The 20,992-nt window shown below is 62.7% G+C and carries 24 protein-coding genes; 10 read left to right on the top strand and 14 right to left on the bottom strand.

Annotated elements, in window-relative coordinates; translation table 11 throughout:
* Positions 1 to 3: 3 nt before the first annotated feature.
* The 4 genes from BM151_RS15220 to BM151_RS15205 all read right to left on the bottom strand — a co-directional run bounded on the left by BM151_RS15220 (position 4) and on the right by BM151_RS15205 (position 3,639).
* Positions 4 to 1,461: an efflux RND transporter periplasmic adaptor subunit gene (locus BM151_RS15220; RefSeq protein ID WP_090061603.1), complete on the bottom strand. Its 1,458-nt coding sequence runs from the start codon at positions 1,459 to 1,461 to the stop codon at positions 4 to 6.
* Between the two features lie 215 nt (positions 1,462 to 1,676).
* The gene (gene moaB, locus BM151_RS15215; RefSeq protein WP_090061602.1) at positions 1,677 to 2,219 is read right to left on the bottom strand and encodes a molybdenum cofactor biosynthesis protein B; all 543 of its coding nucleotides are present in this window, start codon (positions 2,217 to 2,219) and stop codon (positions 1,677 to 1,679) included.
* Complete coding sequence (locus BM151_RS15210; RefSeq protein WP_090061601.1) at positions 2,216 to 2,845, bottom strand: LysE family translocator; 630 nt, start codon at positions 2,843 to 2,845, stop codon at positions 2,216 to 2,218. The genes moaB and BM151_RS15210 overlap by 4 nt, the downstream gene beginning before the upstream one ends.
* Positions 2,842 to 3,639 carry a uracil-DNA glycosylase gene (locus BM151_RS15205; protein WP_090061600.1) on the bottom strand — a complete coding sequence of 266 codons (798 nt, stop codon included), beginning with the start codon at positions 3,637 to 3,639 and terminating at the stop codon, positions 2,842 to 2,844. The genes BM151_RS15210 and BM151_RS15205 overlap by 4 nt, the downstream gene beginning before the upstream one ends.
* Before the next feature lie 138 nt (positions 3,640 to 3,777).
* Here BM151_RS15205 and BM151_RS15200 point away from each other — a divergent pair, with 138 nt between their 5' ends.
* The 6 genes from BM151_RS15200 (at position 3,778) to BM151_RS15175 (ending at position 8,272) form a co-directional block, all read left to right on the top strand.
* A complete protein-coding gene (locus tag BM151_RS15200; RefSeq protein ID WP_090061599.1) occupies positions 3,778 to 4,737 on the top strand; it encodes an aspartate carbamoyltransferase catalytic subunit in 960 nt (319 codons plus the stop codon).
* A 10-nt stretch (positions 4,738 to 4,747) separates the two neighbouring features.
* The gene (locus BM151_RS15195; RefSeq protein ID WP_090061598.1) at positions 4,748 to 5,275 is read left to right on the top strand and encodes a hypothetical protein; all 528 of its coding nucleotides are present in this window, start codon (positions 4,748 to 4,750) and stop codon (positions 5,273 to 5,275) included.
* Positions 5,272 to 5,787, top strand: a complete 516-nt coding sequence (locus tag BM151_RS15190) for a hypothetical protein (RefSeq protein WP_090061597.1) — start codon at positions 5,272 to 5,274, stop codon at positions 5,785 to 5,787. Before BM151_RS15195 ends, BM151_RS15190 begins: the two co-directional genes overlap by 4 nt.
* Entirely contained in the window at positions 5,784 to 7,049 is a 1,266-nt protein-coding gene (gene pyrC, locus BM151_RS15185) for a dihydroorotase (RefSeq protein WP_090061596.1), read from the top strand. Before BM151_RS15190 ends, pyrC begins: the two co-directional genes overlap by 4 nt.
* Before the next feature lie 18 nt (positions 7,050 to 7,067).
* Positions 7,068 to 7,652: a glycerol-3-phosphate 1-O-acyltransferase PlsY gene (gene plsY, locus BM151_RS15180; RefSeq protein WP_090061595.1), complete on the top strand. Its 585-nt coding sequence runs from the start codon at positions 7,068 to 7,070 to the stop codon at positions 7,650 to 7,652.
* A gap of 110 nt (positions 7,653 to 7,762) precedes the next feature.
* Positions 7,763 to 8,272 carry a DUF805 domain-containing protein gene (locus BM151_RS15175; RefSeq protein WP_090061594.1) on the top strand — a complete coding sequence of 170 codons (510 nt, stop codon included), beginning with the start codon at positions 7,763 to 7,765 and terminating at the stop codon, positions 8,270 to 8,272.
* Between the two features lie 74 nt (positions 8,273 to 8,346).
* Here the strand turns inward: BM151_RS15175 and BM151_RS15170 are convergent, their stop codons facing one another.
* From BM151_RS15170 to BM151_RS15155, 4 genes are all read right to left on the bottom strand, one after another.
* Positions 8,347 to 9,717 (bottom strand): glutamate--cysteine ligase, encoded by a 1,371-nt coding sequence (locus BM151_RS15170; protein ID WP_090061593.1) that lies wholly within the window; start codon positions 9,715 to 9,717, stop codon positions 8,347 to 8,349.
* 94 nt (positions 9,718 to 9,811) lie between these two features.
* Complete coding sequence (locus BM151_RS15165; RefSeq protein WP_090061592.1) at positions 9,812 to 10,327, bottom strand: hypothetical protein; 516 nt, start codon at positions 10,325 to 10,327, stop codon at positions 9,812 to 9,814.
* On the bottom strand, positions 10,324 to 11,181 hold the full coding sequence (locus BM151_RS15160) for a GNAT family N-acetyltransferase (RefSeq protein ID WP_090061591.1): 858 nt from the start codon (positions 11,179 to 11,181) through the stop codon (positions 10,324 to 10,326). Before BM151_RS15160 ends, BM151_RS15165 begins: the two co-directional genes overlap by 4 nt.
* Positions 11,178 to 11,906, bottom strand: a complete 729-nt coding sequence (locus tag BM151_RS15155; RefSeq protein WP_177213183.1) for a 16S rRNA (uracil(1498)-N(3))-methyltransferase — start codon at positions 11,904 to 11,906, stop codon at positions 11,178 to 11,180. The genes BM151_RS15160 and BM151_RS15155 overlap by 4 nt, the downstream gene beginning before the upstream one ends.
* Positions 11,907 to 11,920: 14 nt before the next feature.
* On the opposite strand from BM151_RS15155, the gene ubiA reads away from it, so the two are divergent.
* The 3 genes from ubiA (at position 11,921) to BM151_RS15140 (ending at position 15,273) form a co-directional block, all read left to right on the top strand.
* On the top strand, positions 11,921 to 12,898 hold the full coding sequence (ubiA, locus tag BM151_RS15150; protein ID WP_090061589.1) for a 4-hydroxybenzoate octaprenyltransferase: 978 nt from the start codon (positions 11,921 to 11,923) through the stop codon (positions 12,896 to 12,898).
* Positions 12,899 to 12,964: 66 nt separating this feature from the next.
* A complete protein-coding gene (locus BM151_RS15145) occupies positions 12,965 to 14,950 on the top strand; it encodes an OmpA family protein (protein WP_090061588.1) in 1,986 nt (661 codons plus the stop codon).
* Positions 14,947 to 15,273 carry a hypothetical protein gene (locus tag BM151_RS15140; RefSeq protein ID WP_090061587.1) on the top strand — a complete coding sequence of 109 codons (327 nt, stop codon included), beginning with the start codon at positions 14,947 to 14,949 and terminating at the stop codon, positions 15,271 to 15,273. Before BM151_RS15145 ends, BM151_RS15140 begins: the two co-directional genes overlap by 4 nt.
* 138 nt (positions 15,274 to 15,411) lie before the next feature.
* Here BM151_RS15140 and BM151_RS15135 read toward each other — a convergent pair whose 3' ends face one another.
* Positions 15,412 to 16,155, bottom strand: coding sequence for an SDR family oxidoreductase (locus BM151_RS15135; protein WP_090061586.1), 744 nt, complete (start codon positions 16,153 to 16,155; stop codon positions 15,412 to 15,414).
* 36 nt (positions 16,156 to 16,191) lie between these two features.
* Complete coding sequence (locus BM151_RS15130; protein WP_090061585.1) at positions 16,192 to 16,587, bottom strand: (R)-mandelonitrile lyase; 396 nt, start codon at positions 16,585 to 16,587, stop codon at positions 16,192 to 16,194.
* A 101-nt stretch (positions 16,588 to 16,688) separates the two neighbouring features.
* Here BM151_RS15130 and BM151_RS15125 point away from each other — a divergent pair, with 101 nt between their 5' ends.
* On the top strand, positions 16,689 to 17,582 hold the full coding sequence (locus BM151_RS15125) for a LysR family transcriptional regulator (protein ID WP_090061584.1): 894 nt from the start codon (positions 16,689 to 16,691) through the stop codon (positions 17,580 to 17,582).
* 2 nt (positions 17,583 to 17,584) lie between these two features.
* Here the strand turns inward: BM151_RS15125 and BM151_RS15120 are convergent, their stop codons facing one another.
* The 4 genes from BM151_RS15120 to uvrC are packed head-to-tail and all read right to left on the bottom strand — an operon-like array spanning position 17,585 to position 20,740.
* Positions 17,585 to 18,022, bottom strand: a complete 438-nt coding sequence (locus BM151_RS15120) for a molybdenum cofactor biosynthesis protein MoaE (RefSeq protein WP_090061583.1) — start codon at positions 18,020 to 18,022, stop codon at positions 17,585 to 17,587.
* Position 18,023: 1 nt separating this feature from the next.
* Entirely contained in the window at positions 18,024 to 18,269 is a 246-nt protein-coding gene (gene moaD, locus BM151_RS15115; protein WP_090061582.1) for a molybdopterin converting factor subunit 1, read from the bottom strand.
* Positions 18,269 to 18,832, bottom strand: a complete 564-nt coding sequence (pgsA, locus tag BM151_RS15110) for a CDP-diacylglycerol--glycerol-3-phosphate 3-phosphatidyltransferase (protein WP_090061581.1) — start codon at positions 18,830 to 18,832, stop codon at positions 18,269 to 18,271. Before pgsA ends, moaD begins: the two co-directional genes overlap by 1 nt.
* An 18-nt stretch (positions 18,833 to 18,850) precedes the next feature.
* Positions 18,851 to 20,740 carry an excinuclease ABC subunit UvrC gene (gene uvrC / locus BM151_RS15105; protein ID WP_090061580.1) on the bottom strand — a complete coding sequence of 630 codons (1,890 nt, stop codon included), beginning with the start codon at positions 20,738 to 20,740 and terminating at the stop codon, positions 18,851 to 18,853.
* Between the last annotated feature and the right edge of the window lie 252 nt (positions 20,741 to 20,992).

Below are 20,992 nucleotides of genomic sequence, written 5' to 3'. Positions count from 1 at the left end.
GGCTTAGCTCCCCATCCGGCTCTCGAGCCGTTCGACCAGATCGGCAGGGACCTCGTCGGCGGCGAGCTGTTCGCGAATACGCGCCCGGGCCTCTTCCGGCATACGGTTGTTCGTGTTGACGAACTCCAGAAGGGCCGCGCGGCGTTCCGCGCTCAGCGCAACCGTGCTGGGGCCGTCCGTCGCCGCAGCGGCGCTCAGATTGTTCACCTTCACCCGGATGCCCGCACCCAGAAGCGGCGAGCGTTCGGAAACGATCTGACGCCCGGCGAGCCCGCTCGCGCGGATGATCACATCGTCGCCCTGACGGCGCAGCAGCTCGACCGGGACCTCCTCCAACCGGCTCATCTCGGTCACGACAAGCACCGTGCCATTGGCCCCCAAGGCGGTCGCGGGCACCAGTGCCACACCGGACAAGGGCGGTTCTTCGAGCCGCACGGTGACGAAATCGCCGGGCCGGAACCCGGTGGCGCCATCGAGCCGGGCGTAAAGCGTACGACCGCTTTGCCCCGCCTCGACCGCGGCGCTTTCACGCACGACCTCACCGGTCGCCGTCAGATCGAGCCCGGCGACATCGAGCGTCACCCGCACCTGCATGCGTGGCAACGCCCCGCGATCCAGCACCAGCCGGGCATATTGTTCGGTGGAAATCCGAAAGGCGACTTCGAGCTCGGAGGGATCGATCAGCACGGCGACCTGCTCATTGTTGCTCAAAAGCGTGCCCAGCGCGCCCGAAACGTCGCTCAGCACGCCGTCGAAGGCGGCGCTGACCGTCATGTCCGACAGGGTGCGTTCGGCCTCGTCGCGGTCGATCCCGGCGCGCAGCACGGCGGTCTTGCCACTGTCGACGGCGGTCTCTGCATTGGCCAGCGCCTGACGTTTCGACAGGACAGATTGCCCGGCGGCGGCATGGGCCAGCGCGGCATCCTCGACCGAAGAGGCGCTGCCGACACCACGGTCGAACAGGTTCTGCTGACGATCGAGCGCGGCCTTGCGCAGATCGAGCTGGGCGCGGGCGGCGGTGAGATCGTCGGCGGCAATTTCACGCGCGCGTTCGGCATCACGCAGCTCGGCCTGTGCCTCCAGCAGATCGGCCTCGGCCACCCGCAGCGCCGCATCGGCCTCGGTCGGATCGATGCGCAGGATCACGTCGCCGGCCCTGACCGCGCCACCATCCTCGAATCCTTCGGTCAGATCGACGATCCGCCCGGACGCCGGCGCGCGCAGCTCGAGACTGCGCCGGGCGGCCACCTGACCATAGCTCGTGAGTTCCGGAACGAGGCGGGTCGGAGTGACCTCGGTGACATTGACCGCGAATTGCCGCTCGCGTGCCTGCGGCGGGGTGGCCTCTGCGGCACGCCGGGCCTCGAAGGCGGAATAGATCTTGTACCCCGCGCCGGCGAGCAGCGCCAAGGTGGCGCAGGTGAGGAAAAGTCCGATCAAGGAACGGCGAAGAAATCGCATTCAGGGGAACCCTTTGAGTTGTTGGTTCATGACATATCGGCCCAAGCAAACTGGCCCTGGCGGTTCAAACGAAAGGCAGGATCAGACGGCGGTCCGGGACCGCTGCGCTGAATGGCCTGCCCTTTGAATGGATATATTACGCAGGCGGCGGCAAAATTTGTCGCGGTTTTTTGTCACTTTCGCGTCAGCTTCGTGCCAGGCGCATGGAATTGCGGCTATTTACGGCGTTTGTGCTCTTCGAGACGCGGAAAAATCTGCACGAAATTGCAGGGTTTGTGACGATAATCGAGCTGAAATTTCAGGATCTCGTTCCAGGCATCCTTGCAGGCTCCGGTCGACCCCGGCAGGGCAAAGAGATAGGTGCCGCCAGCCACCCCGCCAGTGGCACGCGATTGCACGGCCGAGGTGCCGATCTTTTGCATCGAGACCATGGTGAACACCGTGCCGAAGGCGTCGATTTCCTTTTCATAGACGTCGCGATGGGCCTCCACGGTCACATCGCGGCCGGTGAGCCCGGTGCCGCCGGTGGAGATCACCACATCGATCTCCGCGTCCTCAATCCAGGCCTTGAGCTGATCGCGGATGAGCGGGCGGTCATCGGTGACGATCTTGCGATCGGCCACCACATGGCCTGCCTCCTCGATCATCTTGACCAGGGTGGCGCCGGAGCGATCCTCATCGAGCCCCCGCGTATCCGAGACGGTCAAGACCGCGATCCGGACGGGAATGAATTCCAGGCTCTCGTCAATATGGCTCATGCGCGACGCTCCGTGGCAAGTTTCAGGGCGAGCAATCCGAAGACGGATGCGGAAAGGTAGCGTAACAGGCGTTCTGCGCGCTGGCTACGCGCCAAAACGCCGCCCAGACCGACGGCGAACCAGCCGACGGCAGCATTGATGAAAAAGCCCCCGCCCGAGATCACCGCGCCAAAAATCAGGAACTGGCCCAGAACGCTGCCACGCGCCGGGTCGACGAACTGCGGGATGAAAGCGAGGATGAACAGGATCACCTTCGGGTTCGACAGGTTGACGAAGACCCCTTCGCGAAAGGCACGACCGGCGGATTTCATCTCCTGTCCCGTGGCGCCGGGCACATGCGGACTGCGCAGGGTGCGGATCGCCAGCCAGACCAGATATGCGACCCCGACCCAGCGGATTGTCGCGAAAAGATGCGGGCTGGCCGCGACCAGCGCCCCGAGCCCCAGCCCGGCCAGGGTGACATTCACCAGCGACCCGGCAGAGATTCCCGCGCTCGCCGCCACGGCGGCCCGGCGGTTGCCCCGAAGCCCCTGCGCCAGGCAAAACATCATATCCGCCCCCGGTGTCATGTTGAGCGCCAGGGCGGCGGGCAGAAACGCGGCCAGGGTCAGGGGATCGACGATCATGAGGTGCCTTTGAGACGCGCCTGAATATCCAAGAGATCGGCCCAGGCGTCGCGTTTGGCGATCGGGTTGCGCAGAAGATAGGCCGGATGGGTCATCGGCATGGCGGGTTTGCCCAGCACGGTCTGCCAATGGCCACGAAGACGGGTGATCCCCGCCCGGCCCAGAAGCGCGGTACAGGCCCAATTGCCCATCAGCACGATCACCTCCGGATCGGCCAGTTCGATATGGCGGATCAGGAAGGGTTTCAGCATGGCGATCTCGGCCGGTGTCGGATCGCGGTTCTCGGGCGGCCGCCAGGGGATCGGGTTGGTGATATAGAGCGCATGTTCGCTGTCCGGAGAAGCCCGGTCGAGCCCGATAGCGGCAAACATCTTGTCGAGAAGCTGGCCGGACCGGCCAACGAAGGGCTTGCCCTGAATATCCTCGTCGCGCCCCGGCGCCTCGCCGACGATCATCACGCGGGCTTTCGGATTGCCGTCGGAGAACACCAGATTGCGGGCGCCGCGTTTCAGGGCGCAATGCTCAAACCCCGCGAGCGCCTCGCGCAGCGCCTCGAGCGAGCCGGCGGACTTGGCGAGTTTCACCGCCTCATCGGCGGGATCGGGTTTGGCCTCCGGCGGCGGCGCCATAGCCTTGCCCGGTTTTCCCTGCCCGGCTTTCGCAGCCGGTCGCGGCGCGGTCTCGGGGATCTCGTAGCGATTGACAGGCGTCTCGGAAATCGCCTCGGCCGCGCCGAGTTCGATTTGCCACTCCAAAAGAGCATGCGCCTGCCAATAGTCGATTTGAGTCTCCATGCGGCCGAAGCTACAGGGGCGAAGCGCCAAGGTAAATCGGGGAAAGGTGAGGGACGGTGATGCAACGCGCCATTGCCCGGACCGGCCGCCTTTCCTATAAGCAAGCCAAAGCGCGATCTCAGCACGTAAGGGGGCATCATGGCATTCCGGCAAAAACACCTTCTGGGGATCGAGCCGCTTCATCCCGATGAGATCACCGCCCTGCTCGACGTGGCCGACCGCTATGTCGATCTGAGCCGTCAGCCGAACAAGCACTCGGATGCATTGAAGGGGCTCACCCAGATCAACATGTTCTTCGAGAACTCGACCCGGACCCAGTCCTCTTTCGAACTGGCGGGCAAACGGCTTGGCGCCGATGTGATGAACATGGCGATGCAGGCCAGCTCGATCAAAAAGGGCGAAACGCTGATCGACACCGCGCTGACCTTGAATGCCATGCATCCCGATCTGCTGGTGGTGCGGCATCCGCATTCGGGCGCGGTCGATCTCTTGGCGCAAAAGGTCAATTGCGCGGTGCTGAACGCCGGCGACGGACGGCACGAACACCCGACACAGGCCCTGCTCGATGCGCTGACGATTCGCCGTGCCAAGGGGCGGCTGCATCGCCTCAACATCGCGATTTGCGGCGATATCGCGCACAGCCGCGTGGCGCGTTCGAACCTGATGCTCTTGGGCAAGATGGAGAACCGCGTGCGTCTCGTTGGCCCGCCCACCTTGGTGCCGCAGCAATTCCGCGAATTCGGATGCGAGATTTACGACGACATGGCCGAAGGCCTGAAAGATGTCGATGTGGTGATGATGCTAAGGCTGCAGAAAGAACGGATGGACGGCGGGTTCATCCCGTCCGAGCGCGAATATTTCTATCGCTACGGGCTGGACGCCGACAAACTGGCGCACGCCAAACCCGATGCCATCGTCATGCACCCCGGCCCGATGAACCGCGGCGTCGAGATCGACGGCACCATCGCCGATGACATCAACCGCTCGGTGATCCAGGAACAGGTCGAGATGGGCGTCGCCGTGCGCATGGCCGCGATGGATTTGCTCGCCCGCAACCTGCGCACCGACCGCGAGGCGAACAAAGGCGTGATGGTGTGAGGTTGGGACGGTGAGCAATCCGCACGACATTCCCCAATCCGGCCAACGCCTCGTCTGGGTCCTGTCCTATGACGGGCCGGTCGAGGATCTGAATGCCGAGCTGATCTCGTCGACGGGATTTGCCGAAGCGCTGGGGCTTTGGGTGCCGCCCGCCTCCGAGGCCGTGGAATGGTTCGATCTGGCGGCGATGACGGACTACGGTTTTGCCCGTTATCTCGAAGAGGCCAGCGGCTTCGACATCGGCGATGACGCCGAGAAGCTCGACGCGCTCGAAGGCGTGGTGGTGATGCTCTATTCCACGGGCCTGAACGCCAAGGAAACACGGCTTGCGCCGGAACCGCCCTTTGCCCTGATCGGACGCTACGGCATGCCGCTCGACCTGTCCCCGATAGAGAAGATCGAGAGCGACAGCGCCGCAGGGCTCCTGCCCCAGGGCAAGCCGCCGAAATCGCCGGCGCGGATTTCCGGCATGGTCGCCACGCTGGTGCTTGTCTTCCTCGCGGCCTTCGTCGCGCTTTTCGTCTGGATCGGCGGATGACCGAGGGCTGGGGCGATATCCTGTTCCCGGGCGAGCGGGTGCTCTGGCAAGGTCAGCCGGATCGCCGCATCGAATGGCGCGGGCCGCAATTGCCTTTCGCGTTTTTCGGACTGATCTTTGCCGGCTTTGCGCTGTTCTGGATGGTACTGGCCTATCGCGCCGGGGAATTCTGGCTCTTCGGATTGATCCATTTCCTGATCGGGTTGGCGATTGCCGTGGCGCCTCTGGTCATCGGACCGCTGATTGCCCGGCGCACCTGGTATTCGCTGACCACCCGCCGGGCGTTCTTTGCCAATGATCTGCCCTTTGCCGGCAAGACGCTTCTGGCGCTGGATCTGCGCCCCTCCTTGGGGGTCGAATACGACGGGCACGAGCCCGGCACCATCCAGTTTCACGACCGGGCGGCACCCATCCTCGGCGAGCGTTTCGACAGCGCCCCGGTATTTTCGCAAATTCACGACGCCCGGAACGTGTTCGGGCTGATCCGTGACATCCAGAGAGGCACAGCATGACGATTTTCACCAATGCCCGTCTGATCGACCCCGAGGCCCAGAGCGATGAGATCGGCTGGCTGCGTCTTGACGGGGATGTGATTGCGGAACGCGGGACCGGTACGCCTCCGGAAGGCACGCAGATCGACTGCGGTGGCAAATGCCTCGCACCGGGGATTGTCGATCTCGGCGTCAAGGTCTCGGAACCCGGCGAGCGGCACAAGGAAAGCTTTGCCTCCGCCGGGCGTGCCGCCGCCGCCGGGGGCGTGACGACGATGATCACCCGGCCCGACACACAGAGCGCCATCGACACGCCGGAAGTGCTGGAATTCGTCCAGCGGCGCGCCGCAACCGATGCCGCCGTCAAGGTCAAGCACATGTCGGCTCTGACCAAGGGGCGCGACGGGCGCGAGATGGTCGAGATCGGTTTTCTCCTGGACGCGGGCGCCGTGGCCTTTACCGATTGCGACCATGTGGTCAGCGACACCAAGGTTTTGCAGCGCGCGCTGACCTACGCGAAATCCTGTGGTGCACTGGTGATCGGCCATCCGCAAGATCCGGGCCTGTCGAAAGGTGCCGCCGCCACTTCCGGGAAATTCGCGGCACTCCGTGGTCTGCCCTCTGTCTCGCCGATGGCCGAGCGCATGGGGCTCGACCGCGATCTGGCGCTGATCGAGATGACCGGGGTCAGCTACCACTTCGATCAGATCACCACCGCGCGGGCGCTGCCGGCGCTGGAGCGTGCGAAACAGAACGGCTTCGATGTGACCGCGGGCGTGTCGATCCATCACCTGACGTTGAATGAGCTCGATCTCGGCAACTACCGCACCTTCTTCAAGGTCAAGCCACCGCTCCGCTCAGAAGACGACCGTCTGGCGATGGTCGATGCCGTCGCCTCCGGCCTGATCGATGTCATCAGCTCGATGCACACGCCGCAGGACGAGGAAAGCAAACGCCTGCCGTTTGAGGAAGCCGCCTCCGGCGCCGTGGCGCTGGAAACGCTGCTGCCGGCGGCACTGCGGCTCTATCATGCCGGTCAGCTCAGCCTGCCGCAGTTGTTCCGCGCCATGGCCCTGAACCCGGCCAAACGGCTCGGGCTCGACAGCGGTCGGCTGGCAGAAGGGGCGCCCGCCGATCTCGTGCTGTTCGATCCGGATGCGCCGCTTATTCTCGATCGTTTCACCCTGCGCTCGAAATCCAAGAATACCCCCTTTGACGGGGCGCGGATGCAGGGCAAGGTGCTTGGCACCTGGGTCGATGGCCAACAGGTCTTTGAGAGCTGAGAGATTGAGGGCTGCACCATGATGTTTCTTGTCACCGCCATTCTGGCCTATCTGCTGGGCTCGATCCCGTTCGGCATCGTGATGGCGCGGCTGTTCGACCTCGGCGACCTGCGTCAGATCGGATCGGGCAATATCGGGGCCACCAATGTGCTCAGGACCGGCAACAAACTCGCCGCTTTCCTGACGCTTCTGGGCGACAGCGGCAAAGGCGCGGCGGCTGTTCTTCTGGCCCGGGCGCTCGTCGGGGAACAGGCCGCCGGCATCGCCGGACTCTGTGCCATGCTCGGCCATCTGTACCCGGTGTTTTTGCGCTTCAAGGGCGGCAAGGGCGTCGCGACCTTTCTTGGCACGCTTCTGGCGCTGTCCTTCCCGGTCGGGCTTGCCGCCTGTGCGACATGGCTCCTGGTGGCCTTCATCACCCGTTATTCCAGCCTGTCTGCGCTGATCGCCGCGCTGATGGCGCCGATCTACACCGCGGCGCTGTATCACCTGCACGGGGCCATGGTCGTCTCGGTGCTGACCGCGCTGATCTTCATCAAGCATCGCGAGAATATCGTGCGGCTCAAGAACCGCACGGAAAGCAAAATCGGTCAAAAGGGCTGAGGTCGTAAAATCGCACTCTGGCCGCCGCATTCTCGCCGTCAATTGAGTTCAGGTTAACCACGGAAGGACCGCGATTACGGTCCCGATGATGATCAGCCTGGAGAGTGCTTATGGCCGGCCCGTTGAAAGCCATCGAAAATGGCTATTTCAGAGCTTTCAACTTTTCTGGACGCGCGTCGCGGTCCGAGTTCTGGTGGTTCCAACTCTTTACACTCCTTGTCACCGGCGTTCTGTTTCTCGATCTGGCGCAAGGCGGTCTGCTGATTGTCTGGTTCTACCTGCTGAATATCATTCCAAACCTGTCTCTTATCGTGCGGCGGCTGCATGACACCAATCGGTCCGGATTTTGGTTTTTCATCAGCTTCCTGCCAGCGGGGCAGTTTGTGTTGCTGTATTTCTATATCCTGCCCTCCTATCCTGACCAAAACCATTGGGGTGGGCCGGAAGACGGGCCAAAGATATATCGGAACCGGTTCTCCGGCAGCAATGCCCAGTCCGGCTACGCCGCGCTGATGCAGGTTCCGCCGGTCAATTCCGCGCAGCGCGAAGATTTCGAGGCCGCCCGCCGCGCCGAAATTCAGGAATACTACCGCACCCGGGTGCTCGGCCAAAGGAGCTGATGTCGCGACATCGGAAGCGGCAAAAAAATAAGGGGCCCGAAGGCCCCTTTTTCCTGTCGCAATCTCGCGCGAAATCAGTAGCTGTATTCGCCAAAGACGCGGGTCACGTCGCCCTGCCAATCGCTTTCGAACCGTTCGATCAGCTCGTCGGCGGGGGCATGCCCGGTCTCGATCGAGTCCTTCAGCGCGCTGAGGAAATGCGTCTCGTCGGGGATCAGGCCGCCGGCGCCTTCGCGACCGCGGGCCTTGAGCCCGGCTTCGGCAATCTCGACGCATTGGCGCGCCAGATCGATCATTTTCACACCGCCAACCTCGGCCTGAAGCGCATCGACGGAGGCCGCCACGCGCAGCTCTTCGCGGAACTCGGGCGTCCAGCCCTTGAACAGATCGGTGGCGGCATCGAGCGCGTTCTGATCGTACATCAGACCGACCCAGAAGGCCGGCAAGGCACAGAGCCGGCGCCAGACCCCGCCATCGGCGCCGCGCATCTCCATGTATTTCTTGATCCGGGCTTCCGGGAACAGCGTGGTGAGGTGATCGGCCCAATCATCGAGCGTCGGTTTTTCACCCGGCATGGCGGGCAACTCGCCCTTCAGGAAGTCACGGAAGGACATGCCCAGCGCATCGATATATTTGCCGTCGCGATAGACGAAATACATCGGAACATCGAGCGCATATTCGGTGTAGCGTTCGAACCCCATGCCGTCCTCGAAAACAAAGGGCAGCATGCCCGTGCGGGCCGGATCGAGATGGCGCCAGATATAGGAGCGCCAGCTCTTGTGACCGTTGAGCTTGCCCTCCATGAAGGGCGAATTGGCGAACAGCGCGGTGGCCACCGGTTGCAGCGCCAGACCGACACGGAATTTCTGCACCATATCCGCTTCGGAGGCGAAATCGAGATTGACCTGCACGGTACAGGTGCGCCGCATCATCTGTGTGCCGGTGGTGCCGACCGTGCCCATATAAGCGTCCATCAGCTTGTAACGCCCCTTGGGCATCAGCGGCATGTCCTCATGGGTCCAGTTCGGCGCCATGCCGAGACCGATGAAGCGCGCACCGACCTCGTCGGCCACGGTGTGGACCTCTTTGAGATGTTCGTTCACCTCGTCACAGGTCTGGTGGATATTGTCCAGCGGCGCGCCAGAAAGCTCGAGCTGACCGCCCGGTTCGAGCGAAATATTGGCGCCATTGAGCTCGAGCCCGATCAGATGTTCGCCCTCGAAAATCGGGTTCCAGCCGTAGCGGTCCTGCAGCCCTTCAAGGATCGCCTTGATCGAATGCTCGCCCTGATAGGGCAGCGGCTTGAGTGTACCTTCGAGATAGCCGAACTTCTCGTGCTCCGTGCCGATCTTCCATTTCTCTTTCGGCTTACAGCCATCGGTGAAATAGCCCACGAGGTCGTCATAGCTTTCGATCAGGCCGCCGCCGGATTGAGGGATGGACATGAGGGGGGTGCTCCGATGGGTTAGAATTCGTTCGGGTACAGTTGGGTCATGCAGGCGGCGAAGTCAATGCAGCGCTAAGTCTCGCCCCGCAGCCTCAGTGCAGAACCCGTGTGCGTTTCCGCCAGATCACGACCGGGTGATCCGGCGTCTGTTTGATCTGGCGCAGCATTTTTTCGGTCTCCAACCCGGGCAGGGAGACGAAGACATCGAACAGCGCCTCGGCGTTATGTGCATTGAGCGGAATGATGAGCGGGGCCTCACCCGGCGCTTCGATCTGCCAATGGGCATGGCCTTTTCCGGTCGGGATCAGGGTGACGGCGGTGATCGCCTCGATCTCCACCTGACCGCCGGTCAGCGGCGAAAAGAAAGACACGACGCCCTCATCCACCTCGACCGCGCCGAAACCGCCGCCCCCGCGGTTGAACCGGGCGCGCTGGATCGCCGCAATGGCGAACCCCACGGCAAGCGCCGTAAAGCCCAGCGCAATCCAACGCATGACACCGTAAGACGACGCGGCCCACCAGCCCATCAGGGCGACCACCAGGAGCGCGACGACGACCTCGCGCCAACGCCAAAGCATGTCGCGGACTTCCGGACGGGGAAAACTCATGCGGAGACCTCCAGCGTCAGCGGGGCTTTCGGAATGGCGAGCATGTATTCGCCGAGTTGCTCGAAGCCGATCTTCTCATAGGCCCGCGCAGCATCCTTTGACGCGGCAAAGAGGATCGCGCGCGTTGCCCCTTCGGCCCGCAGCTCCGCGAGCATAGCCGCCACAACACGACCGGCCAGTCCCCGCCCGCGCAGCGCCCGCGGCACGAAAACGCCGCCGACCTGCAAGGCCGTACCAGCGCGGGCATTCAGCGCGCTCATCGCGCAGGGCTTGTCCTCGGCATCGAGCAGGATGCGGATATCCGGATTGCTCATCGCCTCGTCCGCGCGCTCTTCGGCCTCGGACAACGCCTGAGCGCCGGAAGCGAGGCCGGTGTCTTCGAAATAGTGGTGAAACCAGGTGGCGAGCAACCCGCGGTCCCCGGGAAGGACCCGGCGGATTCGTGCATCAATCTGATGCAATAGCCCGAGATCCAGCGCGTAGAGCGGCTCGATCTCCTGCATTTGCCAGCGGGCCTGCGGCACCGGCAGGACCGAGAGGAAGCTCCGAAGTTGCGCCACTTCGCCGGTCATGCCGCGAAATGTCACGCCATCGGCCAGCGCGACGAAATCCCGGACCTCAGCCCCGGTGATACCCGGGAGCTGGCACATCAGAAATCCGCCGTTGGCAATGCCGAACACGCCGGTGATCTCCTCACCCGCGAGACGCAGGTAATAGGTCGTGGCATGCGGATGGTCGCTGCCGGACACTCCATGGGCCTCGAGATTGCCCAAGAGGAACATCGAGGTCTCGATATGGCGGGTGAGAAACTCGGTGAGCTGCGGGACATCCGCCGCAACCGCTTTGCGGATCATGTCGCGCTCCAGTCGCCAAGCTGCTGTTGCCAGACGGTGAGTGCCGCGACCGCAGCCGTATCGGCGCGCAGGATGCGGGGCCCGAGCGAGACGGCATGGGCATAGGGCAAGGCATGGAGGCGTTTGCGCTCCGCCTCCGAGAACCCGCCCTCAGGCCCGATCAGGATGGCCCATTTGCCCCCCCTCACCTCACCAAGCGCCTCGGCTGCACCGACAAGTGTCTCGTCGCAGAACATGATCTGACGTTCTTCGTCCCAATCCGCCAAAAGCCGGTCGAGTTTCATGAGATCGGCGACCTCGGGCACATAGGTGCCGCCGCATTGCTCGGCGGCTTCGACGGCATGGGCCTGCAACCGGTCCTGGCGAATGCGCTCGGAATTGGTGAAATCGGTGCCCACCGGCAGGATCCGGCGCGCGCCCATCTCAGCGGCCTTCTCGACGATGAAATCCGTCCGCGCCTTCTTGATCGGGGCAAAGATCAGCCAGAGATCCGGCGGCATCTGCAATTCCCGGGTCTTGGCGATACAGGTGAGCTCGCCACCGCGTTTGCCGGCCAGGGTCACCTCAGCGACGAATTCGCCGTCGCGGGAATTGAACAGCGCGACAGGAGCGCCCTCGGAGAGCCGCATCACCCCGAAAAGATAATGCGCCTGATCCCGTTCCAGAGGAATGGATTGCCCCTCGGCCAGAGGGTGATCTACATAGAGCCTGATCTTTGCTTCAATCATGGACCCTACATATGACCGATAAGCGCGTGACGCCAGAGCAGACAGCGGCAACCGCCGGACAAGTGGCCGACGCCGTCAAAGGCAATTGGGTGGACAGATACGCTCCGGCCTGGGCCTTGCCCTATCTGCGCCTGTCGCGGGCCGACCGCCCGGCGGGAACATGGCTGTTGCTCATCCCCTGTTGGTGGGGCGCGCTTCTGGCCTCTGCCGAGGCCGGGTCGCTCAGCCCACGCGCCATCTGGATCCTGATCGGCTGTTCGCTCGGCGCCTTTCTGATGCGTGGGGCCGGCTGCACCTGGAACGACATCACCGATCGCGATATCGACGACAAGGTCGCGCGCACCAAGAGCCGCCCGATCCCCTCGGGTCAGGTGACGGTGAAACAGGCGGCGATCTGGATGGTGGTCCAGAGCCTTGTCGCTTTTGTGATCCTTCTGAGCTTCGGCAAGCTGGCCATTGTCCTCGGCATCGCCTCGCTCCTGCCGGTGGCGGTCTATCCCTTTGCCAAACGCTTCACCTGGTGGCCGCAGGTCTTCCTGGGCATCGCCTTCAACTGGGGCGCGCTGCTGGCCTATGCGGCGGTGGCCGGTGAACTCACCATGGCCCCGGTGATGCTCTACCTCGCAGGCATCGCCTGGACGATTTTCTACGACACGATCTATGCCCATCAGGACAAGGAAGACGATGCGCTCATCGGCGTGAAATCCACCGCGCGGCGGTTTGGCGAGGAGACGCCCCGCTGGCTCAAACGCTTTCTCGTGCTCACTGTCGTGCTGATGGCCGGAGGCGTGATCGAGGCGCTCTCCGAACGCTCGGTGCTGGCGCTCGTAGTGGCACTTGGCGCGCCCTGGGCGATGGGGCTGCATATGACATGGCAGATGGCCAAGCTCGACACCGAGAACCCGGATGTCTGCCTGCGGCTGTTCCGGGCCAATCGCGACACCGGGTTCCTGGCTGCGCTGTTTCTTGCCGTCGCGATCTTCCTGTGATTGCAGACCAGCGGGGAACCGCCTAATAAAAGGCCCAAATCTCACAAACAGGCGTTTCATCCCCTGATGCGTATCTCACATATACTGCCGATTTTTGCCGCCATTCTTGCCGGTGTGGTCCTCAGCCTCGCCGGAGCGACCATCGGCGCAAAGGTGATCGAAACCACCTCGACCAAGGCCGTCGTGAACGAGTTGAATCTGCAAGGTTACGATTGGGTCGATGTTCAGGGCGACGGCTTGCAGATCGTGTTGACCGGCACGGCACCGGACGAGCAGACCCAGCTCGCGGCACAACGCGCCGCCGGCCATGTGGTCGATCCGGCCCGGGTGATGAACGTGATGAATGTGGTCCAGAAACAGGCGATTGCCGCGCCGCGTTTCTCGATCGAAATCCTGCGCAATGACAGTGGCATATCGCTGATCGGGCTGGTCCCCGCCGCCTGGGATCGCGAGGCTTTCGTCGAACGGCTCAAGAAAGCCAGCGGCACCGGCTCGGTTGCGGATTTTCTGGAACAGGCCGATTACCCGGCCCCGGAAAACTGGCCGGAGACGACGGATTTCGGTCTCGATGCCATGGCGCTCCTGCCGCGGTCGAAAATCTCGCTGGCCACGGATCAGATCACACTGACGGCCCTGGCGGACAGCAAGGCGCAACAGGCAAGTTTCGAGCGCGCCTTGACCAAGGCCCTGCCGGAGACCGTGCCGGTGGAGCTCAATATCTCGGCCCCGCGCCCGGTGATCACGCCCTTTACTGCGCGGTTCCTGATCGATGAGAGCGGGCCGCATTTCGACGCCTGTGTCGCCGAAACCCCGGCCGGTCACGCCCGTATTCTCGCTGCCGCCAAGGCCGCCGGCATCGACGAGCCGAATTGCACCATCGGGCTGGGCGCCCCGTCCGGCCAATGGGCGGCGGCGGTGGAAACCGGCATGCGCGCTTTGCAGCAACTGGGTCAGGGCAGCATCACCTTCAGCGACGGCGATGTCACGTTGATCGCCGCCGAAGGCACCTCCGAGGCGCTGTTTGACGAGGTGGTGGGCGAGCTTCAGGCCGATCTGCCCGCGACCTTCACCGTGCACAGCACGCTTCTGCGCCCCGAAGAGGTGGCCGATGAGGACAGCCGTCCCGAATTCATCGTCATCCGCTCTCCGGAAGGGCAAACGCAATTGCGCGGCCGGATCTCGGACGATCGCAGCAAACTGGCGACCGAAGCTCTGGCCAAGGCCGCTTTCGGCACGCAATCGCTCTACTCCGCCATGCGGGTCGATGAGGGGCTGCCCTCGGGGTGGTCGCTCCGGGCGATGGCTGCAATCGAGGCATTGTCCGAGCTGAATCGCGGCTCGGCCACCATGAGCGAAGACACGGTCGCGATCCGCGGCGAGACCGGCAACCCGGCCGCAAAGGCCAATATCGCAAGAATTCTGGCCGAGAAGCTCGGCGATGGCGAGGATTTCACCATCGATGTCACCTATGTGAAAAAGCTCGATCCGATCCTCAACCTGCCGACACCCGAAGAATGCGTCGCCCGGGCCAATGACATCGTCGCCGCCTCCAAGATCGTCTTCGATCCCGGCTCGGTCGAGCTGAACGTCGCGGCCAATGACACGCTGGACCGGATCGCCGAGGCGCTCAAGGATTGCGAAGAGGTCGAGATTGAAATCGGCGGCCACACCGACAGCCAGGGGCGCGAGACCATGAACCTGAACCTGTCGACCCAGCGCGCCAATTCCGTCCTGGACGGGCTGTTGATGCGGCGCGTCGCCGGAGTCGACTTTGTCGCCAAGGGCTATGGCGAGAGCGAGCCGATCGCCGACAACGACACCGAAGAAGGCCGCGAGGACAACCGCCGGATCGAATTCAAACTGTTGGGCGAAACTGCCCCGGAAGAGGCCGCGGCGGCTCAAACCGCGACCGGGCAGGACGCAACGGGTGACGAGGCCCCGGCCCCCAATGACGCGGTGGCGGAAACGACCGGCAGCGACGCCACGACAGCAGACAGCACCACGGAAGACACGACAGATAGCGCGCCAGAGGCGGACGGGGACACGCAATGAACAGAATCGAATTGATCATCGCCACGGCGATTGTGCTTTTCATCGCCTTTCTGGTGGGCTGGTTCGCCCATTGGCTGATCCACCGCTTCGTGCGCGTGGCCCAGGGCGAGATGACCGATCTCGACACCATGGCGCAGCAATTGCACGAGGCCGAGGAACAGCGCGAACAGGCCATCGCCTATTACCAGCAGCGCGAGGCCGAGCTGACCAATCAGGGCAACCAGACCGAAGCGGAACTCCGCGCCGCGATGGAAGGACTGCGCGAAGCCCGGCAAGAGGCCGAAGAGCTGCGCGCCTATATCGAACGGATCAACGCCAGCTGAAAAGCCGCGCGGAAGCGCAACACGCATGCATCCAAGTCAAGAAAACCCGGCGCAAACACGCGCCGGGTTCTTTTGTTTTCGCACGACAGTCCCAAATGGCCGCAGCACATCTGAATTCGCCAGCTGTCGCTCTGCGGCTTACCAGGGCTGGTTGGCCGGGCCGACGGTGAATTCGTTCACCGTGGTGTCTTCCGGCATGTCGAGTGCGAAGCTGACCACCTTGGCGATGCGATCGGGGGAGATACCGAAGGCGTCGTAGAGCCCGGCCATGCCAGCGGCGGCGCCTTCATCGGTGATGGTGTTCAACAACTCGGTGTTGATCGCCGCCGGGTAGAGGGTCGCGGTGCGGATGTTGGTGCCTTCCGTGGCCGATTCCATGCGCAGGCATTCCATGAAGTCCCGCACGAACCATTTGGTGCCGCCATAAACGGCCGTGCCCGGATAGGCCTTGATCCCGGCAACCGAGGAAATGGCGAGGATGTGACCGGATTTCTGTTCGGTGAATGTCGGCATGACCGCCGCAACCCCGTTCAGAACCCCGTTGATATTCACATCGACCATCTCTTTCCACTCACCGGTTTTCAGCGCCGAGACGTTGGAGACCGGCATGATGCCTGCGTTGAGCAGGATCGCATCGAGCCCGCCGAATGTGTCTTTCGCCAGTTTCACGATGGCTTCGCTATCTTCGACCTTGGTCACGTCGAGCACCTGATAGACGGCTTCGCCACCCGCGGCCTTGATGTCGTCGGCGATCTGCTTGAGCTTGTCCTCGCGACGGGCACCGAGCACGACTTTCGCACCTTTGGCGGCGAGTTCCTTGGCACTGGCTTCGCCGATACCGGAGGAGGCACCGGTGATGATGACGACTTTATCCTGAATCATGATTCTGTTCCTTTATGTGTTTTGGGAGAGGCGCGCTCAGGCGCCGTATTGTTCGTCGGAGACCTGTTCCATCCAGTCGACGCTCTTGCCGTCCTGGAGTTCCTGAATCGCCGTATGGGTCATGGCGCTGTCGTGAGCCGCGCCGTGCCAGTGTTTCTCGCCGGGGGCGAACCAAACGACATCGCCCGGGTTGATTTCTTCGATCGGGCCACCCCAACGTTGCACCAGCCCCTTGCCGGCGGTGACGATCAGGGTCTGGCCCAGCGGGTGCGTGTGCCACGCGGTGCGGGCCCCCGGCTGGAACGTGACATTCGCCCCGCCAACGCGGTCCTTGTCATGCAGGTTGAAAAGCAGTTCGACCTCAACGGAGCCGGTAAACCAGTCGGTCGGCCCGGCCATGGTCGGAAAGGTGTTTGCACGTGTGATATCCATTGTCCGTTCTCCTGAGCAGTTCGATTGAACGGAATATAGCGCTGGCAAGGCCATGCGATTAGACGCTATAATTTGCATGAACTTGTGAGTGGGATTCAGCAATGGCGCGGGACGAGATGGCCGAGCTGCGCGCGTTTATCGCCGTCGCCTCGGAAAACAGCTTCACCAAGGCGGCGGCAAAGCTTGGCCTGTCGCCCTCGGCGCTGAGCCATACCATCCGGGCGCTGGAAGAACGTTTGGGGCTTCGGCTGCTGGCGCGCACCACGCGCAGCGTCTCCACGACGGAGGCCGGTGAACGGTTGCTACAGGCCGTCGCCCCGCATTTCGACCAGATCCGGTTCGAACTCGATGCCCTGAGTGCCTTGCGCGACAAACCGTCGGGCACGCTGCGGATCAGCGCCGGGTCGCATCCCGTGGTCACGCTGTTGCGTGCCCGGCTGGCGCAGTTCCTGAAAGACTACCCGGATGTGAATGTCGAACTGTCGATCAATGACGGGTTCGTCGACATCGTCGGCGAGAAATTCGATGCCGGCGTCCGGCTCGGGGAATCGGTGAGCAAGGATATGATCGCGGTGCGGATCGGGCCGGACTGGCGCTTTCTGGTGGTCGGCACGCCGGCGTATTTTGCCCGACGCTCGGCCCCGGAACACCCGCGCGATCTGACCAACCACCAATGTATCAACCTGCGCCTGACCTCGGCGGGGGGGCTCTATGCCTGGGAATTCGAAAAGGACGGGCGCGAGCTCGAGGTGCGGGTGCACGGCCAGCTGACCTATGACGGGATCATCCCGGTATTGCAGGCGGCGGTCGACGGGCTGGGGCTGGCTTTCGTGCCCGAAGATCTGGCGCAGCCTTATATCGACAGAGGAGAATTGCAAGTGGCGCTCGAAGATTGGTGCCCGCCGATTCAGGGCTATCACCTGTATTACCCGAACCGGCGCCTGGCCTCTCCGGCCTTCAGCCGCTTTGTCGAGGCGTTCCGCTATCGGGGCTGACGTCACCAGCGCTTGAGCGCCTCCTCATCGGCATCTTTCGCGGCAACCCATTCGGCGCCCTCGCGGGTCACTTCCTTCTTCCAGAAGGGCGCGCGGGATTTCAGGTAATCCATCAGGAATTCGGCGGCTTCGAAGGCCTCGACCCGATGCCGTGCGGCGGTGGCGACCATCATGATCTGATCGCCGGGGCGGAGCTTGCCGTAGCGGTGGATCACCAGACAATCGGTCAGCGCCCAGCGCGTCCGGGCCTCCTCGGCAATCTTGCCGATCGCCGCCTCGCACATGCCGGGGTAATGTTCGATTTCCATATATTCCAGCGTGCCGCTGTCATCGCGCACCAGACCGGTGAACGAGACGGTCGCACCGGTGTTGGGGGCCTTGCCAAAGCCCTTCAGGACCTGGGCGAGATCGAAATCCTCGGCTTGCACAAGGATCTTCATCTCAGCCACCGGTCATCGGCGGGAAAAACGCCACCTCGCGCACGCCTTCAAGCGGGGCGTCGAAATCGGCAAGCTCCTGATCCAGCGACACGCGCAGAGATTTCAGATCGGCGAAAGCCAGCGCGTAATTCTCGTCCCGCGCTTTCAGCTCCTCGACCAGATCCATGACCGTCGCCGCCGTGGTCTCAATCTTCTCGCGCGGCACGCCGGTACGCTCGCGCACCCATGCAAAATAGAGCAGGTCCATCATTTCGGCTCCTCCCGCAGGAAAGGTAGGGCTTTCGAGAGGTAATCCCAGCCGGTCATCACGGTGAGCAGCCCGGCGATCCAGAAGATCAGAATGCCCAGAGTAAAGAGTGGTGCGAAATCCACCGCGCCATAGGCAAAGAGCGTGGCGATGGCGACCATCTGTGCCGTGGTCTTCCATTTCGCCAGTTTCGTGACCTTGAGCGTCCCGGCGGTATCGCCGAGGAATTCGCGGAGCCCGGACACGAATGTCTCGCGCAAGAGGATCAGCGCCGCCGGCACCACGATCAGCGTGTTCACCCCGTGCAACATGGTCAGCACCGCGATGGCGGTGACCACCATGGCCTTGTCGGCGATCGGGTCGAGCATGGCCCCGAATTTCGACATCTGGTCCCATTTGCGCGCCAGATAGCCATCGATGAAATCGGTCAACGAGGCGGTGATGAACAGCACCAGCGCCAGCCAATCGGCCAAAGGCCGCGGCAGGATCAGAAAGACGAGCGCCACACCCGGCGCGCAAAGCAGCCGGAAGACGGTGAGGATATTGGGAACGGTCCAGGTCATGTCGTTCTCTTTACGCCCTCAGCCCTGTTCATGGAAGAAGTCGTAGATGGTCTGGGCCACTTTCTCGGAAATCCCGTCCACGGCCTTGAGATCCGCGAGATTGGCGCCTTCGACCGCCTTGGCCGAGCCGAAATGCGCCAAGAGCGCGCGTTTGCGGGTGGCTCCGATGCCGGGGACATCGTCGAGCCTGGTGATCCCGATGGCTTTCGAGCGTTTCGCCCGATGCGTGCCGATGGCAAACCGGTGCGCCTCGTCGCGCATGCGCTGGATGAAATAGAGCACCGGGTCGTTGCGCCTGAGCGCCATCGGGCGATGACCGATGCGGTGGAATTCCTCTTTGCCCTGATCGCGGTCGATGCCCTTGGCCACGCCGATCATCGGCACATCCGTGACTCCATAGTCGCGCATGATCTCATGCACGGCGGAGACCTGACCGGCACCACCATCGATCAGCAGGAGATCGGGCCAGAGCCCCTTGTCGCGCTCCGGATCGTCCTTGAGCAATCGTTTGAAGCGCCGTGTCAGCACCTCTTTCATCATGCCGAAATCGTCGCCCGGGGTGAGTTCGTCGCCGCGAATATTGTATTTGCGGTACTGGTTTTTCATGAAGCCCTCAGGCCCGGCGACGATCATGCCGCCGACCGCATGGGCACCCTGAATATGCGAGTTGTCGTAGACCTCGATGCGCTGCGGCACATTGGGCAGGTCGAAGGCCTCCTTGAGCCCTTCGAGCAAGCGACCCTGCGCCGCGCTTTCGGACATCTTGCGCCCGAGGCTCTCGCGCGCGTTGCGCACAGCCGACGCGATGAGTTCCGCCTTTTCACCGCGCTGGGGCACGAGGATCTCGACCCTCTTGCCCGCGCTCTCAGAGAGCGCCGCTTCCATCAGTGCGCGTTCCTCGATGTCATGCGACAGGATGAGCTGACGCGGCGCTTCGCGTTTCTCGTAGAATTGCCCGATGAAGGCGGCCAGGACCTCTTCGGCCTCTGCCCCATTGACCTTGGGATAGAAATCCTTGTTGCCCCAGTTCTGATGCGCGCGGATGAAAAACACCTGAACGCAGGCCTGCCCGCCCTCCATATGCAGCCCGATGACATCGCCCTCGCCCACCGTGCGCGGATTGATGCCCTGCGCGGTCTGGACATTGGTCAGCGCCCGGATGCGGTCGCGCAGGCCTGCGGCCTTTTCGAACTCCATCGCATCGGAGGCCTCCTGCATTTCATGCGCCAGACGTTCCTGCAGCCCCTTGTCGCGGCCTTGCAGGAACCGCTCTGCCTCTGTCACCAGTTCGGCATACTCCGCTTTCGAGATCTTGCCGACGCAGGGCGCGGTGCAGCGTTTGATCTGATATTGCAGACAGGGCCGCGTGCGGGTCTCGAAATCGATGTCCGAACAGTTCCGCAACAGAAAGACCTTCTGCAACTGGTTCAATGTGCGGTTGACCGAGGAGGCGGAAGCGAAAGGACCATAGTAGGAGCCTTTGCGTTTCTTGGCGCCGCGATGCTTGGTGATCTGCGGGAAGTCGTGATCATGGGTCACGAGGATATTCGGAAAGCTCTTGTCGTCGCGCAGCAGCACATTGTAGCGCGGCTTGAGCTGTTTGATCAGGTTCTGTTCGAGAAGCAGCGCTTCGGTCTCTGTCCTGGTGGTCAGAAACATCATCTGCGAGGTCTCGGAAATCATCTTGGCGATGCGGGCCGAGTGGCCTTGCGGCCGGGCATAGTTCGACACCCGGTTGCGCAGGTTCTTGGCCTTGCCGACATAGAGCACGTTATGCTCCGGATCGAGCATCCGATACACGCCCGGAGACCCGTCAAGCGTGCGCAGATAGGCCTCGATCACCTTGTGACCGCGGGCGGGGGCGACAAGGTGTCGCTCCGAATTCGCGCTCTCGATTTCCTCGCTCATTTTGCCTCTCTGATTCCTCCCTATGGCTGCAACCTTCTGGCTCCAAGGGCAAGGGCTAACTCATCCACCATTCCTGTGGATAACCCTGCCGATAAGTTTTCGTGAACTGGATTTTTCCCTTGGATTCACGCCTTTTCGCCACATTGCCCAATTTATGATCACTTTCTCAATGCGCTGTTTTTAAAGGATAAAAAAATACCCTCCTCACAAAGCATTGATTTACTTTACATTTTGGTAACGGAATTGAAACAA

This window comes from Celeribacter neptunius (assembly GCF_900113955.1).
Lineage (GTDB): Bacteria > Pseudomonadota > Alphaproteobacteria > Rhodobacterales > Rhodobacteraceae > Celeribacter > Celeribacter neptunius.
Note: the sequence above shows the minus strand (reverse complement) of the source record. Positions and strands in the feature narration are given on the sequence as shown.

Excerpts from the sequence above, each read along its gene's own strand:
- BM151_RS15140 (WP_090061587.1), top strand. The coding sequence starts at position 14,947 with ATGAACAGAATCGAATTGATCATCGCCACGGCGATTGTGCTTTTCATC.
- BM151_RS15125 (WP_090061584.1), top strand. The coding sequence starts at position 16,689 with ATGGCGCGGGACGAGATGGCCGAGCTGCGCGCGTTTATCGCCGTCGCC.
- BM151_RS15175 (WP_090061594.1), top strand. The coding sequence starts at position 7,763 with ATGGCCGGCCCGTTGAAAGCCATCGAAAATGGCTATTTCAGAGCTTTC.
- BM151_RS15200 (WP_090061599.1), top strand. The coding sequence starts at position 3,778 with ATGGCATTCCGGCAAAAACACCTTCTGGGGATCGAGCCGCTTCATCCC.
- moaB (WP_090061602.1), bottom strand. The coding sequence starts at position 2,219 with ATGAGCCATATTGACGAGAGCCTGGAATTCATTCCCGTCCGGATCGCG.
- BM151_RS15220 (WP_090061603.1), bottom strand. The coding sequence starts at position 1,461 with ATGCGATTTCTTCGCCGTTCCTTGATCGGACTTTTCCTCACCTGCGCC.
- BM151_RS15205 (WP_090061600.1), bottom strand. The coding sequence starts at position 3,639 with ATGGAGACTCAAATCGACTATTGGCAGGCGCATGCTCTTTTGGAGTGG.
- BM151_RS15160 (WP_090061591.1), bottom strand. The coding sequence starts at position 11,181 with ATGATCCGCAAAGCGGTTGCGGCGGATGTCCCGCAGCTCACCGAGTTT.
- BM151_RS15165 (WP_090061592.1), bottom strand. The coding sequence starts at position 10,327 with ATGAGTTTTCCCCGTCCGGAAGTCCGCGACATGCTTTGGCGTTGGCGC.
- BM151_RS15210 (WP_090061601.1), bottom strand. The coding sequence starts at position 2,845 with ATGATCGTCGATCCCCTGACCCTGGCCGCGTTTCTGCCCGCCGCCCTG.
- BM151_RS15145 (WP_090061588.1), top strand. The coding sequence starts at position 12,965 with ATGCGTATCTCACATATACTGCCGATTTTTGCCGCCATTCTTGCCGGT.
- BM151_RS15130 (WP_090061585.1), bottom strand. The coding sequence starts at position 16,587 with ATGGATATCACACGTGCAAACACCTTTCCGACCATGGCCGGGCCGACC.
- pyrC (WP_090061596.1), top strand. The coding sequence starts at position 5,784 with ATGACGATTTTCACCAATGCCCGTCTGATCGACCCCGAGGCCCAGAGC.
- pgsA (WP_090061581.1), bottom strand. The coding sequence starts at position 18,832 with ATGACCTGGACCGTTCCCAATATCCTCACCGTCTTCCGGCTGCTTTGC.
- plsY (WP_090061595.1), top strand. The coding sequence starts at position 7,068 with ATGATGTTTCTTGTCACCGCCATTCTGGCCTATCTGCTGGGCTCGATC.
- BM151_RS15190 (WP_090061597.1), top strand. The coding sequence starts at position 5,272 with ATGACCGAGGGCTGGGGCGATATCCTGTTCCCGGGCGAGCGGGTGCTC.
- BM151_RS15135 (WP_090061586.1), bottom strand. The coding sequence starts at position 16,155 with ATGATTCAGGATAAAGTCGTCATCATCACCGGTGCCTCCTCCGGTATC.
- ubiA (WP_090061589.1), top strand. The coding sequence starts at position 11,921 with ATGACCGATAAGCGCGTGACGCCAGAGCAGACAGCGGCAACCGCCGGA.
- uvrC (WP_090061580.1), bottom strand. The coding sequence starts at position 20,740 with ATGAGCGAGGAAATCGAGAGCGCGAATTCGGAGCGACACCTTGTCGCC.
- BM151_RS15120 (WP_090061583.1), bottom strand. The coding sequence starts at position 18,022 with ATGAAGATCCTTGTGCAAGCCGAGGATTTCGATCTCGCCCAGGTCCTG.
- BM151_RS15170 (WP_090061593.1), bottom strand. The coding sequence starts at position 9,717 with ATGTCCATCCCTCAATCCGGCGGCGGCCTGATCGAAAGCTATGACGAC.
- moaD (WP_090061582.1), bottom strand. The coding sequence starts at position 18,269 with ATGGACCTGCTCTATTTTGCATGGGTGCGCGAGCGTACCGGCGTGCCG.